Here is a 14,768-nt window from a genome sequence, read left to right as displayed (position 1 = left end):
CGATCTCCCCCCTTGAGGGGGAGATGCCAAGTGGTGGCAAAGAGGGCAGGCCAGAGGGGGGTAAGCGCCAGCTCACGCGGTTACAGCCCTGATCGCCGGGTAAAGCTGGCGGTAGCGCTGATAGGCCTGCGCATAGGCGTCGCCGAGGGCGGCGACCGGCTCGACCGTGGCGTCCGTCGCCGGCGCCGTGCACACGGCGCGCGGATCGGCAGCGGTCGCCGCGATCAGGCCAAGCCGGGCCGCACCGAACGCGGCGCCGAAATCGCCCTCGGCGGGAATATCGATGGGCAGGCCAAGCGCGGTGGCGATGGCCTTCAACCAGTAGCGCGAACGCGAGCCGCCGCCGATCGCCGTCACCCGGGTCAGCGTCGTGCCGGCCTTGGCCAGAGCTTCCAGGCTGTCGCGGAAAGCGAAAGCGACGCCTTCGAGCACGGCCTGGGTCAGCGCCGCGCGGCCGGATTCGTGTGCAAGCCCCGTAAACGCGCCGCGAATGGCGGAATCATTGTGCGGCGTCCGTTCGCCTGAGAGATAGGGCAGGAAGGAGACACCGGTCGGCGCCTGCAGCGCATCGCCGAGTTCGGCGGTCAACTCGCCAGCACCTTTGCCCGCGATTGCCGATAGCCAGTTGAGCGAATCGGTTGCCGACAGGATGACGCCCATCTGATGCCAGGTGCCGGGCAGGGCATGGCAGAATGTATGCACGGCGCTTTCCGGGTTGGGCAGATAGGACGCATTGGCGGTAAAAAGCACGCCTGACGTGCCGAGCGAGACGAAAGCCTGGCCGGCACCGACCGTGCCCATGCCGCAGGCCGAGGCCGCGTTGTCGCCGGCGCCGCCGGCGATCGGGATGCCCGCCTGCATGCCCCATTTCGCAGCCAGTTCGCTGCGCAAGGCACCGGCCTTTGCCGTGCCTTCGACCAATGACGGCATCTGCCTTTCGTCGAGCGACGTGGCGGCGAGCAGTTCGGCGGACCAGGCTCGTCTGCCGACGTCGAGCCACGACGTGCCAGCCGAATCCGACATTTCCGAAATATGCTCGCCGGCGAGCCAGAGCCGCAAAAAGTCCTTCGGCAGCAGGACCTTTGCCACCTTGGCGAAAACAGCCGGTTCGTTGTTTTTCACCCAGGCGAGCTTTGGCGCGGTGAAGCCGGGAAAGACGATGTTGCCGGTCAGCTTGCGAAAGCGCGGGTCGGCGTCGAGTGCGGCCGCCTCGGCGTGGCTGCGTGTGTCGTTCCACAGGATGCAGGGGCGCAGCACCTGGTCGGCGGCGTCGAGCAGGGTGGCGCCATGCATATGGCCGGAAAGGCCGATGCCTTTGACCGCCGCGAGCTCCTTCGCATGCGCGGATCGCAGCTCGGCGATCGCCGCTTCGCAGGCGCGGATCCACTCAGCCGGGTTCTGCTCGGACCAGCCGGGATGCGGGCGCGACACGTCGAGCGGCGCATGGCCGGAACCGACGATGCTCTGCCTTGCATCGATCAGCAGCGCCTTGACGCCCGACGTGCCGAGATCGAGGCCGAGATACATGTTTCCTCCCATGTCCGTCAGGCCTGGCGGCGACGGTCTTTCTTGCTCCCCGCCTCTGCCTGCGACAGAGGCGGCGAAGATATCCCGGCAATCGTGCCGCCGGAAACGCACCCCGGTCAACACGCGAAGATTTTTTCGACGCTCGAAAAAATCTGGTCGGGGCAGTTTTTAAGGCAAGATGTGGCCTTGGTCAATTCGCCGCGAGAGCGGTTGCACGCCGTGAAAACAGTGCCGACAACGGGCTGTCCGGCCGTGCCAGTGCACGTTCCGCCGCAAGCGCCCGCGCCAGCGCGCCATCACCGGAACGCAATGCCGCTTCGATCAGCGTCAGGTCGATGACGTCGCGTTGGGCGTGGCTGCCGCCGAAGCGATGGGCGATCGCCCGGATCGGCCGGATCAGGCGTATCGTCTCGGCATAATTACCGTCGCCGAATGCCTTGATGGCGAGCGTCAGGGGATGGCCGACATCCCTGGTGAAACCAGCGTTGTCGTCTTTGCCCTGCATCGCCTCGCGCTGCGCCTCGAGCAAGCCGCGGGCCGGCGCTTCGAGGCCGGCGCCGACAAACGCCATCATCGCGTGGGCGTCGTTGAAGGCATAGTTGCCGGCGCTGGCCTTGGGCAACCAGTTGGCGGCCAGCGCCGTCCAGCGGTCGCCGACATCGACGCCGCCGAGATGCAGCCGCCACAGGATCGCCGAGGCATCGACCATGTTGAGCGCCAGCGTCGAGCGTTCGCCATAGATCGGCCCGTCGTAGAGCGTCAGCACCTCGTCGGTCTCGCCGAGGTCGTAGTGGAACAGCGCCAGATGCCACCAATTGTGCACCTGCAGGAAGCTCTCCCGCGTCCACGCTTCGGGATTGGCGCGCATCCACAGAATGCCGTCCTTCTGCCGGCTCTGCATCTCCATGACATGGGCGACGGCATGCTGGGCCCAGCCGTCGCGCGGCTCGAGATCGACAGCCATGCGGCCAAGCCTTTCGGCGCGCGCATAGTCGCCCATTTCCTCCAGTCCAAAGGCCTGCATGCCGAGTATGGCGTGGTAGCCAGGCATGCCGCTCTGCCAGGATGGCAGCGCGCGGCCGATGCGGTCGCGCAGCATGCGGGCATTGCCGGTGAAGAAGTCGATCTGGTGGCCGGTCTGCAGAGCCAGCGCATCGAGCGGAAACTCGATGGCGATATCCTCCAGCATGCGGGCGGCGGCGTGCCAGCGGCCCTCCGCAAGGTGGCCAAGGGCGGCGACATGCGCCTGCTCGCGCGTCGTCGCGGCAAGCGGCAGCGCTGCCTCGTGACATGCCTTGGCCACCGCCGTCGCCTCTCGCTCGGTGGCGAGGCCAAACAGATAACCCTTGAATACATGCGCCATGACGAAGCCGGGATTTTCGGCGATTGCCCGGTCAACGGAACCGACAGGATCGCCGATGAAGCACTGCAATTCGCGCACAGCCCGGCTGTAGGACGAGAACCCGGCCTCCGTCGCGCCAGACAGCGCTAGGCCAAATGCATCCCTGACCGCCATGGCTTGTCCTCAGTTGCCCGATCGCATCGCCACTGTCGCGATGCCGGCGCCGACCAGCAGCGTGCCGCCGGTGCGGTTGAAGATGCGGATCGCCTTTGGATTGCGCACGACGTTGCGCGCCCTTGCGGCGATCAGCGCATAACCGAAGGCGTTGGCGAAGGCGAGCGCCAGGAAGGTCGTCTCGAAGATCAGCATCTGTGTCCAGAAATCCGCATGCCGGTCGAGGAACTGCGGCAGGAAGGCGACGAAAAAGGTGATGCTTTTCGGATTGAGCGCGGTAACCAGCCAGGCATGCGCCGTCATCTTGGCCGATGACACCGCATCGGTGCGCGGTTCGGCCCGGAGCGCGCCGCCGGCGCGAAATAGCTTTATGCCGAGATAGATCAGATAGCCGGCGCCGATCACCTTCAGCACGGTGAATACGGTGGCCGACGCCGCCAGCAGCGCGCCGATGCCCAGCATCGACAGTGTCATCGCGGTGAAGTCGCCGAGCGCCACGCCGACTGCCATCGGCAGCGCCGTGCGCCAGCCCTGGCCGAGCGCATAGGACACCACCAGCAGGATGGTCGGGCCCGGAATGACCAGAAGGACTGCCGAGGCGGCGGCAAAGGCGGCCCAGTTTTCGAAGGACATTTTCTTCTCCTTGAGCTCAAAGAAGAGGATAAATCCTTGGCCTCGCGAAGATGTAAAGAGGCAAAAACCGAAAAAGCCCCTCGTTAACGGCAGATGGCTGGCCTTCACGCTTTTTCAACCATGATTGGTGAAAATGCCTGCTATCTGGCCGGACCGTGTTTCCCGCCGATAGCGTAGGGTTTGGGTAAATGCGTGAGTTGCCGCACGGTCTGTCGCTGCCGCACACTGGCGACGCAATCGAAACCGAGATACAGCTTTCCCGTCGCACGGTGCTGTCCGGCGCCGGTGCGCTGGCGCTGCTCGGCGTCGCCGGCTGCAGCCAGACGCTGGATCTGCCGTCGCTCCAGCTCGACGACGTCACCACCGGCTCGATCCGGCCCATCCGCCCGAGTATCAGCGTCGACAAGAACATCACCAGCCCCGACGTGATGTACGCTTCGCTCACCGACGGTGGCTTCAATGTGCCGGAAGTGCCCTATCTCAAGGTCAAGCCGGAATTCCGCCGCCAGATTGTCGTCGATCCGACCGGCGAGCAACCCGGCACGATCGTCGTGCATTCGCAAGAGCGGCTGCTCTATCTGGTGCAGCCCGGCGGCGAAGCGATCCGTTACGGCGTCGGCATCGGCAAGGACGGGTTCCGCTGGTCCGGCCGCGCCAACATCCAGTACGGCAAGGAATGGCCGGTCTGGACCCCACCGCCCGAGATGATCGTCCGCAAGCCGGAGCTGGTGAAATGGCAGAGCGGAAAGCCGGGCGGCCTCGACAATCCGCTCGGCGCGCGCGCCCTCTACATCTATCAGAACGGCAGCGACACCGGCTATCGCATCCACGGCTCGCCCGAATGGTGGAGCATCGGCCAGGCGATGTCGTCGGGCTGCGTGCGCCTGATCAACCAGGACATCATCGATCTCTACAGCCGCGTCTCCAAGAAGAATCCGGTGGTCGTCGTCTGACCGGCGGCCAAGGCTCGAGCGATTACTCTGCCGGCTAGCACTGCACACCCATGTACTACAATTTTGTGCGAATTCATGCGACGCTTCGCCTTGCCCAGCCATGTCCGCTCGTGTGACTGACAAGTTTTGGGAGATCGCGACATCGTTGCGCTGATCGAGGCGAGCGAAGCGGAGAAGCCGACCATGCGTGGTCCCTTGCAAGAAGCAAGAAAGCAATTGATGCCGCTTGTCAGGATAGCTGAACTGGAAATCGATCCTAAGCAGATCGGCAGCTACAGGGCCCTGCTTGCTGAAGAGATTGAGGCTTCTGTACGCGTCGAGCCGGGCGTGCTTTTCCTTCATGCGGTGGCAGTAAAAGGCACGCCTGAAAAGGTGCGCGTGATCGAATGCTACGCCGATCGGGCGGCCTATGAGGCCCACCTGACCACGCCGCACTTTCTCAAATACAAGGCGCAGACGGCGAGTATGGTCAGGTCACTTCGGCTCATCGAAACGGATCCTATCGCGCTGCAAGCGAAGAGTGGCGCGATTTCAAACTGACCCACTGCCTCTGCCGTTGCGCGATGCCACAAGACAGGCGAATGTGCCTGCGATTTTCATCGCCCGGGAGACGTGAACAATGGCCGGAACTTTTGTGATCGCGCAAGGCGGCGGCCCGACCGCCGTCATCAACCAAACGGTGGTGGGCGCTGCGCTCGAAATCCGCAAGCGGCATCCCGGCGCCAAGGTCCTTGGTTCCATCCACGGCGTGCGCGGCATTCGTGACGGCAATTACGTCGATCTTTCCGCCATCCCCGAGGACCGTTTGCGGCTGATCGCGGCGACGCCGAGCGCCGCGCTTGGTTCGACGCGCGACAAGCCGGATGCCGCCTATTGCGACCTCGTCCTCAACGGCTTGAAGAAAGCCGGTGCCGACGCCTTCATCTATATCGGCGGCAACGACACCTCGGGCACGCAGCAGATCCTGACCGACGCCGCCGGCGGCAAGATGGCCTTCGTGCATGCGCCAAAAACCATCGACAACGATCTCGAGGAGAACGACCATACGCCCGGCTTCATGTCGGCGGCCGAGTTCGTCGCCGGCGCGTTTCTTTCGGTCGATCTCGATTTCCGCGCTTTGCCGGGCATTTATGTCGGCATCGTCATGGGGCGGCACGCCGGTTTCCTGACGGCCGCGTCCGCGGCATGGCAGCTCGATCAGGACAGCGGCCCGCATCTCGTCTACGTGCCGGAGCGGCCGTTCTCGGCGGCCGGTTTCATCGACGACGTGCGCGCCACGCTCGACCGCCACAAGCGCTGCATCGTTGCCGTCTCCGAAGGCGTCAGCACCGCCGACGGCAAGGCACTGGTCGAAAGCCTGGTGCCGCCGGAAAGGCTGGAGCGCGACCAGCACGGCAACGTCAAGCTGTCGGGCAGCGACCTGCCGGCAGCCTTGGAGCGCGCGCTGGCCGAGGGATTGCCGGGCAAGCGGGCGCGCGTCGATGCGCTCGGCTACATGCCGCGCGGCTATGTCGGCGCCATCAGCGCGGTGGACGCGCAGGAGGCCTTCGACGCCGGCGCCTTCGCGGTCACGGTCGCCGACGAGGGCGGCGGTTCGGTGGCGCTGCAATATGACGGCAAGAAAACCGTGCTGAAGAAGGTGCCGCTGAAGAACGTCGCCGGCAAGACGCGCCATATGCCGGATGATTTCATGCTGCCCGATGTCAACCGGCTGTCCGATGCGGGGATGGCCTATCTGAAGCGGCTGGTCCCGCAAAAATACAAGGTCGGCAAGCCGTTCGTCTGATGCCGGCCTTGATCTGATGGACAACTGGTTCAGCAAAACCATCGTCGACGCAGAGACGACCATGCTGACCGAGCCCTTCGTGCATGAATTCGTGCGCGCCAATATCTGGCATTTGCGCGGCCGCGACGTCGACCTGCTGGTCGACACCGGCATGGGGATCTGCCCGCTGGCGCCGCAGATCGACACGCCGGCCGGCAAGCCGCTGCTCGCCGTCGCCACGCATATCCATCTCGATCATGTCGGCTCGCTGCACGAGTTTCCGTTGCGGGCAGGGCCGCGCCACAGCGCCGCGCAGTTCGGCAGCATGGATGAAGCAGTGACCTACGCCTACATGTTCCATGATCTGGAAGGGGCTGTCTCCAGGCTGCCGGCGGAGGGCTGGAAAGCCGCCGATTACAGGATTCCGCCGGCGCCGCTGACTAGGACCCTGGACGAGGGCGATAGGGTCGACCTCGGCGACCGCCAATTCCGCGTCCTGCATCTGCCCGGCCACTCTCCTGATTCGATCGCGCTGTTCGACGAGGCCGACGGCCTGTTCTTCGCCGGCGACGCCATCTACGACGCCACGCTGATCGACGACCTGCCGGATTCGGATCGTGCCGCCTATCGCCGCACGATGCAGCGGCTGCTTGAGCTGCCGATCCGCATCGGCCATGGCGGTCATGGACCGAGCTTCGACGGCAGGCGGATGCGCGAGATCGCCTCGGCGTATCTCAGGCGAACGGACGGGACAGCGGCATAGGAAGCCTCGGCAGGGGCGGTGAGGGGCGGCACAAACCTGAGGCGATTTGTCTTGGGTAGCTATTTTGTTCTTGCTTTGTGCCGGCAGCTATGCTACTAATTTGGGTATGGTGCTGATTTGCCCCAACGACCCGCCCCTCGAGGCGGGTTTTTTATTTTCGGCTTTCGGCGCCAACGCGCAAGGCGGTTGCCAGCCGGAAATTAAATCTTCGTAATATTATCTGGAAACCATGATCGGCGCCCTAGATGCGGGGCTGTCGATCCGGTCGGCCGCCGTGCCAGGCGAGACAGGCAAGGCCGACACGCCGATAGAGCGCTCCGGTGACGGAACGCTGCGGCGCCCGATCAATCTCTCGCCCGGACAACGGCCATGTCACCAATCCAGACCCTTCGCAGACATCGCGTCGCCGCTTTGCTGGGCGCCGCGCTGATCGTCAGCCCCTTCGCCCTGCCTCTCGCTCCCAGGCTGAATGATGTCCTGGCGGCAACAGTGACGCCACCTGTCACCGGCATGACCGCTCCCAGCGGTTCGTTCGCTCCGGTCGTGGCGGCCGACAAACCGGCAGTGGTGACCATCACGACGGTCATGAAAGCCCAACAGCCGGACACCACGAGCGATGGCTCTCCCTTTGGCGGAACCTCGCCTTTCGACGATTATTTCCGCCATTTCTTCGATGACCAGGGACAGCCCGCCCCCAAGACGCCGCCGGAACAGGCGCCGCGCACCGAGGCCCTCGGCTCAGGCTTCATCGTCGGCGCCAACGGCACCATCGTCACCAACAATCACGTCGTCGACGGCGCCCAGTCGATCAAGGTGACGCTCGACGACGGCACCGAGCTTCCCGCCAAATTGATCGGCCATGACGCCAAGAACGATCTTGCCGTGCTCGAGGTCAAAGCCGGCAAGCCCTTGCCGACCGTCAAATGGGGCGATTCCGACAAGCTCATGCCGGGCGATCAGGTGCTCGCCTTCGGCAATCCTTTCGGCCTTGGCACCACCGTCACGGCCGGCATCGTCTCGGCGCGCGGCCGCGACCTGCACAGCGGGCCGTTTGACGACTTCATCCAGATCGACGCACCGATCAACCGGGGCAATTCCGGCGGCCCGCTGACGGATGTGAACGGCAATGTCGTCGGGATCAACACGGCGATCTTTTCGCCGAATGGCGGCAGCGTCGGCGTCGGCTTCGCCATCCCCTCGGACCAGGCGCAAAAGGTCGTCGCCAAGCTGATGAAGGGCGGCTCCATCCAGTACGGCTATCTCGGCGTCCAGATCCAGCCGGTGACGCCTGATATGGCGAGCGCCATCGGCCTCGATCACCCCGCCGGCGTGCTGGTCGCGCAGGTCAGCGACGGATCGCCGGCCGCCAAGGCCGGCATCGAGACAGGCGATGTCATTACCAGCTTCGCCGGCCAGGACATAAAGGATCCAAGGGACCTGTCACGCGCCGTCGCCGACATTGCGCCCGGCACGAGGGAAGCGCTCAATGTCTGGCGCAAGGGGAAGGGCCTGCAGATCTCCGTCGAGATCGGGCGCAACGAAGACGATATGGCGACGGGATCGGTGGCCGGCGATCAGGGTCAGCCGTCGACGGAGCAGGGCCTTCGCGCACCGACGCTCGGTCTCGGCCTGATGGACGTCACCCCGGATGTGCGCCAGGCAATGAACATGACAGGCAACCAGCACGGCGCACTGGTCGAGCGCGTCGACCCGAACAAGGCGGCATCGGCTTCCGGCATTCAGCCCGGCGACATCATCGTCGCCGTCGACCAGCATCCGGTGAGGAGCGCCAGGCAGGCTAACCAGGCGATTTCTCAGGCTGCCAAATCCGGCAAGAAATCGGTGCTGCTGCTTGTCGAGCGCGGCGACGCCCAGATGTTTGTCGCCGTGCCCTTTGCCAGTGGCTGAGGCACGCGCCGCGCTGCCAAAATCGACGTAGAGCACTGCCGCCAGGCCGAGCCAAGATTTCGGTTGCCCGCGGGCGCGTCTTCGAGAAAACTGACAAGGGTCGATTGGACCTTGCGCAAACGGATATTCTCGATGGTTACCCGAGGCTTCTCTTCCGGACGAAAGCCCCCGACGGATACGAATGCACGTATCCCGCCGGGGCAGTATCTCGAGCAAGGTTTCCCGGTCCTGTCGGCCGGCCCGACGCCGCATGTGCGCACCGAGGATTGGTCGTTCACGCTTAAGCACGGGCCGCGGCCGATCAAGAAGTGGAACTGGGCCGAGTTCAATGCGCTGCCCTTGACCAAGATGACGCGCGACATCCATTGCGTGACCGCATGGACCAAGTTCGACACCGCGTGGCAGGGCGTGCTGGTCGATGACATCCTTGCCGACGCCGGCATCGAGCCGCCCACCGCCTTCACGCTGGCGCTGGGTTTCGACGGCTATTCCACCAACGTGCCGACGAAGGATCTCACCGGCGGCAAGGCGATGGTGGCACTGCTTTACGAGGGCAAGCCGATCACCCCCGATCATGGCGGGCCGGCGCGGCTGCTCGTTCCACATCTCTATTTCTGGAAATCGGCCAAATGGCTGAACGGGCTGCAGTTCACCGAGCGTGACGAGCCGGGTTTCTGGGAGCTGCGAGGCTATCATATCTATGGCGACCCGTGGCGCGAACAGCGCTACACGAACGATCCATGAGCGACGCACCGGCGACGCAGTCGCCCTGGCAGACAGTCACCATCACCCGCATCCAAAAGCGCACGCCGCGCGTCACCAGCTTTTTCCTACAGCCATCGCGGCCCTTCGCTTACCGTGCCGGACAGCATGTCGACGTCAGGCTGACAGCGCCTGACGGCTATCAGGCGCGCCGCTCCTATTCCATCGCCTCGGCGCCGGAGACCGGCGAGACCATCGAGCTGGCGATTGAAAAACTCGAGGACGGCGAGGTCTCGCCGTTCTTTCACGAGATCGCGGCGGTGGGCGACGACGTCGAATTGCGCGGGCCGCTCGGCGGCCATTTCGTCTGGTCCGACAGCGATGGCGGACCGCTCTTGCTCGTCGGCGGCGGGTCGGGCGTGGTGCCGCTGATGTCAATGGTCCGTCACCGGGCGATGCGGGAGTCGCTGGTCGCCGCCGCGCTGGTGTTTTCCGCGCGGGTCTGGGACGAGGTGATCTTTCGCGACGAGTTGATCGACCTCGCCGAGCGCCGGGATGGCTTCGACCTGGTGCTGACGCTGACGCGCGAGCCGGCCCGCCGTCCGGCGGATTATGCGCGGCGGATCGACGCCGCGATGATGGTGCAAGCCATGACGAGGCTGCCCGCGCCGCCGAAGCTGGCCTTCGTCTGCGGCTCGAACGCATTCGTGACGGCCGCCGCCGAGGCACTGATCGATGCCGGCGTCCCGGCGGCACTCATCCGCACCGAACGCTACGGGGTCTGACCCGGTTCTGCTTGCCCGTTGCAGTCTTTGCTGCCCGGCATAAACAGGCCGAAAACAGGTAGAACGGCAAGGTCGCGCTTGGCTGAAATGGTTAACGATTCGACAAACAACCCCTGCTGCTACTTTTATCGGTTTAAAAAATCGAACCGAACGGTTCGTTTCTGTTGACAATGCGTGCAGGACGCTGTGAACGCTGCCTCTCCAAGCCACCTTGCAGCCAGACCGATGCTATGGGCTATCTACTTGATATTTAGCAATAAAATTGTGGCGGAGGGAATCTCTGGCACAATTTCAAGGTGTAGATTCTTGGTCCACACCAAACAACTTCGTGATTGGAAACTGGCCATTGGCTTTCCCACATCGGGGCTGTCCGGACGACGCGAATTCCTCCCAAGACACGCCGCTCGCCGGACGGAAAAACTGAGATACTGGAGTACTAAAATGAAAAAGATCGCTCTTGCCGCCGTCGCCGTTTTGGCCATCACCGGCAGCGCCTTCGCTGGCAGCGACAACTTTGGTTCCAAGGGTGCGAACCAGCCTGCCGCTTCGGTCGACAGCTCGTACACGGCTTCCATTCAGAAGCCGGCTCATGCTGACGAGCAGCCTGTCCAGGGCGCCGACCGTAACCTCTTCGGCAACAACTAACAGCCGATCCCAGCATCAGGGCGGCGGGCATTATCCGCCGCCTGGGACCCGAGAAATTCAGGAGTATTAAAATGAAAAAGATCGTTCTTGCTGCCGCCGCCGTTCTGGCCATCACCGGCAGCGCTTTCGCCGCTAGCGACAATTATGGTTCCAACGGTGCCAACCAGCCTGCGCCTTCCGTCGATAGCTCGTACACGGCTTCCGTCAAGACGTCGGACCATGCTGAAAAGCAGCCGGTCGTCCAGGGCGCCGACCGCAACCTCTTCGGCAACAACTAATAGCCGATCCCAGCATCAAAGCGGCGGGTGAGCCCGCCGCTTGATTCGAAAATCCAGGAGTACCCAAATGAAAAAGATTGTTCTTACTGCCGCCGCTCTCTTGATTGCCGCCGGCAGCGCCTATGCCCGCAACGACAATGTTGGCGGGACCGACATCAACAAGCAGTCGACCGTCAACGTCGACAAGACGCAGACGTTTTCGGTACGTGACAGCAATTCGCCGATCTACAAACTGCTGAATTCGTCTGGCGATGTGCCCAAGTCCGCGCCTCAGGGCGCCGACCGCAACCTCTTCGGTAACAACTAGAGCAATTCCAGGAAAAGTGTGAAACGGTTTTCCGTCCGGAATTGCGTCAAAACAAAGAGATAGAGCGGTTCGGCGTTTCCGTGAAAACGATGAACCGCTCTAACAGCCGAACTGGAATTCCAAACAAGAGCGGCGGGCCAAGCCCGCCGCTCTTGTCTTTGCATGGCGGAAAAACGCCTGCTTCAAGCCGCCTTTGCTTCTGCTTCATGGAGCGCGAAAGAGCGCCCGTCGGCGTCGAAAATATGCAGGTCGCCTGCGTCCGCCGTCAGCCGCAGCGTCGCTCCGCGCTTGACCTCGACATTGCCCGGCAGCTTGGTCACCAGCGGCAGGTCGGCGCGGCCGATGTCGACATAGACGAGTTGGACCTCGCCGAGCTGCTCGACATAATCGACCGTCCCTTCGAACAAATAGTCGGCGCCGGTGGCAATCATCAGATCCTCCGGCCGCACCCCGAAGCTCACCGCAGCGCCTTTCGCCGAGGCAGGCGTTGCGATCGGCACCGTTGCCTTGCGGCCGCCGACATGGCTGACGAGCGTCGGGTTGCCGGTCTTGTCGATCGTTGCCGGCAGGATGTTCATCGCCGGCGAGCCGATGAACTGGGCGACGAACAGATTGCCGGGCCGCTTGTAGAGCTCCATCGGCGTGCCGACCTGTTCGATATGGCCTTCCTTCAGAACCACGATGCGGTCGGCCAGCGTCATCGCCTCGACCTGGTCGTGGGTGACGTAGATCATCGTTGTGGCCGGCATCGATTCCTTGAGCTTGGCGATCTCGATGCGGGTAGCGACGCGCAGCGCCGCGTCGAGGTTGGACAGCGGCTCGTCGAACAGGAAGACCTTGGGATTGCGCACGATGGCGCGGCCGATAGCGACGCGCTGGCGCTGGCCGCCCGACATCGCCTTGGGCAGACGGTCGAGATATTTGGTCAGCTGCAGGATCTCGGCCGCCTGGCGCACCCGCTTGTCGATCTCGGCCTTGCTTTCCTTGCCGATCTTCATCGAGAACGCCATGTTGTCGTAGACGGTCATGTGCGGATAGAGCGCATAGGACTGGAACACCATGGCGATGCCGCGCTTCGACGGCGGCACGTCGTTGACGATTTCGCCGTCTATCTTGAGCTCGCCCGAGGTGATCTCCTCCAGCCCGGCGATGCAGCGCAGCAAGGTCGACTTGCCGCAACCAGACGGACCGACGAAGACGATGAATTCGCCCGACTTTATGTCGAGGTCGACGCCGTGCAGAATGTTGAGATTGCCGTATGATTTCTTCACTTGCCTTAGCGTGACATCGGCCATGGTACCCTCCAGTTCTTCCTTGAATTCAGTCGATACGCCCGAACCAGGCGCCGTAGCCGCCGAGGCGGATAGTGCCGGCGCCAGTCTGTCCCGAAAACCCGTGTCCCGGCAAGGGCTGCAGTGAGCGGCCGCCGAGATCGACCTCGGCCGGCTTTGCTCCGAGATTGAAGGCGCAGACGATCTGCTCGTTGCCTTCGCGGCGCGTGAAGGCGACGGTGTCGCCCTCGCTTTCGATGAACTCGATATCGCCCTTGGCCAGCGCCGGATGGGCGCGGCGGAAAGCCAGGAAGCGCCGATAGTGCTCGAGCAGCGAGCCGTCGTCGCCCTGCTGCACATTGACCGCTTGCGCAAGATGCTTGCTGGGCACCGGCAGCCAGGGCTTTGCCGTCGAGAAGCCGCCATTGCGGGCAGCGCCGTCCCAGACCATCGGCGTGCGGCAGCCATCGCGGCCCTTGAATTCCGGCCAGAAGCGGATGCCGTATGGGTCCTGCAGATCCTCGAAGCTGAGCTCGGCCTCGCTAAGCCCGAGCTCCTCGCCCTGATAGATGCAGATCGAGCCGCGCAACGACATCAGCAGCGCCGAGATGACCTTGAGGTAGGCGGTCGGGTCGGGCTCGCCGGCTGCCCAGCGCGAGGCAGGGCGCATCACGTCATGGTTGGAGAAGGCCCAGCACGACCAGCCGTCGCTGGCCACCTTGCCGAAGGTTTCCAGCACCGAGCGCACCTTTGCCGCGCTGATCTTCTCCGGCGCCAGGAAGTCGAAGGAGTAGCACATATGCACGCGCTTGCCGCCGGCCGTATAGGCCGCCACCACTTCCAGCCCACGCTGCGAATCGCCGACTTCGCCAACCGCGGCCGTCGCCGGATATTCATCGAGCAGGGCGCGGAAGCGTTCGAGGAAGCCGAGGTTTTCAGGCCGGCTCTTGTCGTAGAGATGGTCCTGGTAGTTGTAGGGGTTGACGGCCGGCGCCGTCTGGTCGTTGCGCTGCTCGGGCGGCAGCGGCGGATTGTCTTCCAGGCCTTGGCTGTGGAAGTAGAAATTGATGGTATCGAGGCGAAAGCCATCGACGCCGCGCTCCAGCCAGAAGCGGGTGACATCGAGCAGCGCGTCCTGGACCACGCGGCTGTGGAAGTTGAGGTCGGGCTGCTCGGCCAGGAAATTATGCAGATAATATTGCTGGCGGCTGGTGTCCCACTGCCAGGCCGAGCCGCCGAAGATCGACAGCCAGTTGTTGGGCGGCGTGCCGTCCGGCTTGGCATCCGCCCAGACATACCAGTCGGCTTTTGGATTGCTGCGGCTCGAACGGCTTTCCTTGAACCATGGATGGATGTCTGCGGTGTGCGACAGCACCTCGTCGATCATCACCTTGATGCCAAGCCGGTGCGCCTCTGCGGTCAGCGCGTCGAAGTCGGCCAGCGTGCCGAACATCGGATCGACGTCGCAATAATCCGACACGTCGTAGCCGAAATCCTTCATCGGCGATTTGAAAAATGGCGAGATCCAGATGGCGTCGGCACCGAGCGAGGCGATGTAGGGCAGCCGGCCGATGATGCCCCTGAGGTCGCCGATGCCGTCGCTGTTCGAATCCTGATAGCTGCGCGGATAGATCTGGTAGATCACGGCACCTCGCCACCAGTCGCGATCGATCGCGAGATCGGGCTTCGGGGTCGCCTTCAAAGCGGATTGCATG

Annotated in this window: 15 protein-coding genes; 10 read left to right on the top strand and 5 right to left on the bottom strand. The window is 63.7% G+C overall.

The features are described from left to right. Nucleotides 1-72: 72 nt before the first annotated feature. The 3 genes from xylB to NKH89_RS26895 form a co-directional block, all read right to left on the bottom strand. Entirely contained in the window at nucleotides 73-1,527 is a 1,455-nt protein-coding gene (gene xylB, locus NKH89_RS26905; RefSeq protein WP_352495229.1) for a xylulokinase, read from the bottom strand. Nucleotides 1,528-1,717: 190 nt separating this feature from the next. Further along, nucleotides 1,718-3,043, bottom strand: a complete 1,326-nt coding sequence (locus NKH89_RS26900) for a tetratricopeptide repeat protein (RefSeq protein ID WP_352910672.1) — start codon at nucleotides 3,041-3,043, stop codon at nucleotides 1,718-1,720. A gap of 9 nt (nucleotides 3,044-3,052) precedes the next feature. After that, nucleotides 3,053-3,676 (bottom strand): LysE family translocator, encoded by a 624-nt coding sequence (locus NKH89_RS26895; protein ID WP_023718327.1) that lies wholly within the window; start codon nucleotides 3,674-3,676, stop codon nucleotides 3,053-3,055. A gap of 188 nt (nucleotides 3,677-3,864) precedes the next feature. On the opposite strand from NKH89_RS26895, the gene NKH89_RS26890 reads away from it, so the two are divergent. From NKH89_RS26890 to NKH89_RS26845, 10 genes are all read left to right on the top strand, one after another. After that, complete coding sequence (locus NKH89_RS26890) at nucleotides 3,865-4,629, top strand: L,D-transpeptidase (RefSeq protein ID WP_023718328.1); 765 nt, start codon at nucleotides 3,865-3,867, stop codon at nucleotides 4,627-4,629. Between the two features lie 219 nt (nucleotides 4,630-4,848). Next, complete coding sequence (locus tag NKH89_RS26885) at nucleotides 4,849-5,169, top strand: putative quinol monooxygenase (protein ID WP_031193766.1); 321 nt, start codon at nucleotides 4,849-4,851, stop codon at nucleotides 5,167-5,169. A 79-nt stretch (nucleotides 5,170-5,248) separates the two neighbouring features. Next, nucleotides 5,249-6,415: a diphosphate--fructose-6-phosphate 1-phosphotransferase gene (locus NKH89_RS26880; protein ID WP_352484717.1), complete on the top strand. Its 1,167-nt coding sequence runs from the start codon at nucleotides 5,249-5,251 to the stop codon at nucleotides 6,413-6,415. 16 nt (nucleotides 6,416-6,431) lie between these two features. Further along, nucleotides 6,432-7,157, top strand: coding sequence for an MBL fold metallo-hydrolase (locus NKH89_RS26875; RefSeq protein WP_352910668.1), 726 nt, complete (start codon nucleotides 6,432-6,434; stop codon nucleotides 7,155-7,157). Nucleotides 7,158-7,526: 369 nt separating this feature from the next. Next, nucleotides 7,527-9,065 (top strand): DegQ family serine endoprotease, encoded by a 1,539-nt coding sequence (locus NKH89_RS26870; RefSeq protein WP_352910665.1) that lies wholly within the window; start codon nucleotides 7,527-7,529, stop codon nucleotides 9,063-9,065. A gap of 132 nt (nucleotides 9,066-9,197) precedes the next feature. Next, nucleotides 9,198-9,809, top strand: coding sequence for a molybdopterin-dependent oxidoreductase (locus NKH89_RS26865; protein WP_352484722.1), 612 nt, complete (start codon nucleotides 9,198-9,200; stop codon nucleotides 9,807-9,809). Continuing rightward, complete coding sequence (locus NKH89_RS26860; protein ID WP_352484723.1) at nucleotides 9,806-10,552, top strand: FAD-binding oxidoreductase; 747 nt, start codon at nucleotides 9,806-9,808, stop codon at nucleotides 10,550-10,552. Before NKH89_RS26865 ends, NKH89_RS26860 begins: the two co-directional genes overlap by 4 nt. Before the next feature lie 441 nt (nucleotides 10,553-10,993). Beyond that, on the top strand, nucleotides 10,994-11,197 hold the full coding sequence (locus tag NKH89_RS26855; RefSeq protein WP_023718335.1) for a DUF680 domain-containing protein: 204 nt from the start codon (nucleotides 10,994-10,996) through the stop codon (nucleotides 11,195-11,197). A gap of 71 nt (nucleotides 11,198-11,268) precedes the next feature. Continuing rightward, nucleotides 11,269-11,475 (top strand): DUF680 domain-containing protein, encoded by a 207-nt coding sequence (locus tag NKH89_RS26850; RefSeq protein WP_023718336.1) that lies wholly within the window; start codon nucleotides 11,269-11,271, stop codon nucleotides 11,473-11,475. Nucleotides 11,476-11,542: 67 nt separating this feature from the next. Further along, nucleotides 11,543-11,782: a DUF680 domain-containing protein gene (locus NKH89_RS26845; RefSeq protein ID WP_023718337.1), complete on the top strand. Its 240-nt coding sequence runs from the start codon at nucleotides 11,543-11,545 to the stop codon at nucleotides 11,780-11,782. A 182-nt stretch (nucleotides 11,783-11,964) separates the two neighbouring features. Here NKH89_RS26845 and NKH89_RS26840 read toward each other — a convergent pair whose 3' ends face one another. Then, entirely contained in the window at nucleotides 11,965-13,077 is a 1,113-nt protein-coding gene (locus NKH89_RS26840; protein WP_023718338.1) for an ABC transporter ATP-binding protein, read from the bottom strand. A gap of 25 nt (nucleotides 13,078-13,102) precedes the next feature. Next, nucleotides 13,103-14,767 (bottom strand): beta-galactosidase BglA, encoded by a 1,665-nt coding sequence (bglA, locus tag NKH89_RS26835; RefSeq protein WP_352859902.1) that lies wholly within the window; start codon nucleotides 14,765-14,767, stop codon nucleotides 13,103-13,105. Between the last annotated feature and the right edge of the window lies 1 nt (nucleotide 14,768).

It is taken from the genome of Mesorhizobium sp. M0923 (genome assembly GCF_040319365.1).
Taxonomy (GTDB): domain Bacteria; phylum Pseudomonadota; class Alphaproteobacteria; order Rhizobiales; family Rhizobiaceae; genus Mesorhizobium.
This window is presented reverse-complemented; position numbering and strand designations above follow the sequence as displayed.

Coding starts and splice junctions, on each gene's coding strand:
- NKH89_RS26880 (WP_352484717.1), top strand. CDS start 5,249: ATGGCCGGAACTTTTGTGATCGCGCAAGGCGGCGGCCCGACCGCCGTC.
- NKH89_RS26865 (WP_352484722.1), top strand. CDS start 9,198: ATGGTTACCCGAGGCTTCTCTTCCGGACGAAAGCCCCCGACGGATACG.
- bglA (WP_352859902.1), bottom strand. CDS start 14,767: ATGCAATCCGCTTTGAAGGCGACCCCGAAGCCCGATCTCGCGATCGAT.
- xylB (WP_352495229.1), bottom strand. CDS start 1,527: ATGTATCTCGGCCTCGATCTCGGCACGTCGGGCGTCAAGGCGCTGCTG.
- NKH89_RS26850 (WP_023718336.1), top strand. CDS start 11,269: ATGAAAAAGATCGTTCTTGCTGCCGCCGCCGTTCTGGCCATCACCGGC.
- NKH89_RS26870 (WP_352910665.1), top strand. CDS start 7,527: ATGTCACCAATCCAGACCCTTCGCAGACATCGCGTCGCCGCTTTGCTG.
- NKH89_RS26900 (WP_352910672.1), bottom strand. CDS start 3,043: ATGGCGGTCAGGGATGCATTTGGCCTAGCGCTGTCTGGCGCGACGGAG.
- NKH89_RS26890 (WP_023718328.1), top strand. CDS start 3,865: ATGCGTGAGTTGCCGCACGGTCTGTCGCTGCCGCACACTGGCGACGCA.
- NKH89_RS26875 (WP_352910668.1), top strand. CDS start 6,432: ATGGACAACTGGTTCAGCAAAACCATCGTCGACGCAGAGACGACCATG.
- NKH89_RS26855 (WP_023718335.1), top strand. CDS start 10,994: ATGAAAAAGATCGCTCTTGCCGCCGTCGCCGTTTTGGCCATCACCGGC.
- NKH89_RS26840 (WP_023718338.1), bottom strand. CDS start 13,077: ATGGCCGATGTCACGCTAAGGCAAGTGAAGAAATCATACGGCAATCTC.
- NKH89_RS26885 (WP_031193766.1), top strand. CDS start 4,849: ATGCCGCTTGTCAGGATAGCTGAACTGGAAATCGATCCTAAGCAGATC.
- NKH89_RS26845 (WP_023718337.1), top strand. CDS start 11,543: ATGAAAAAGATTGTTCTTACTGCCGCCGCTCTCTTGATTGCCGCCGGC.
- NKH89_RS26895 (WP_023718327.1), bottom strand. CDS start 3,676: ATGTCCTTCGAAAACTGGGCCGCCTTTGCCGCCGCCTCGGCAGTCCTT.
- NKH89_RS26860 (WP_352484723.1), top strand. CDS start 9,806: ATGAGCGACGCACCGGCGACGCAGTCGCCCTGGCAGACAGTCACCATC.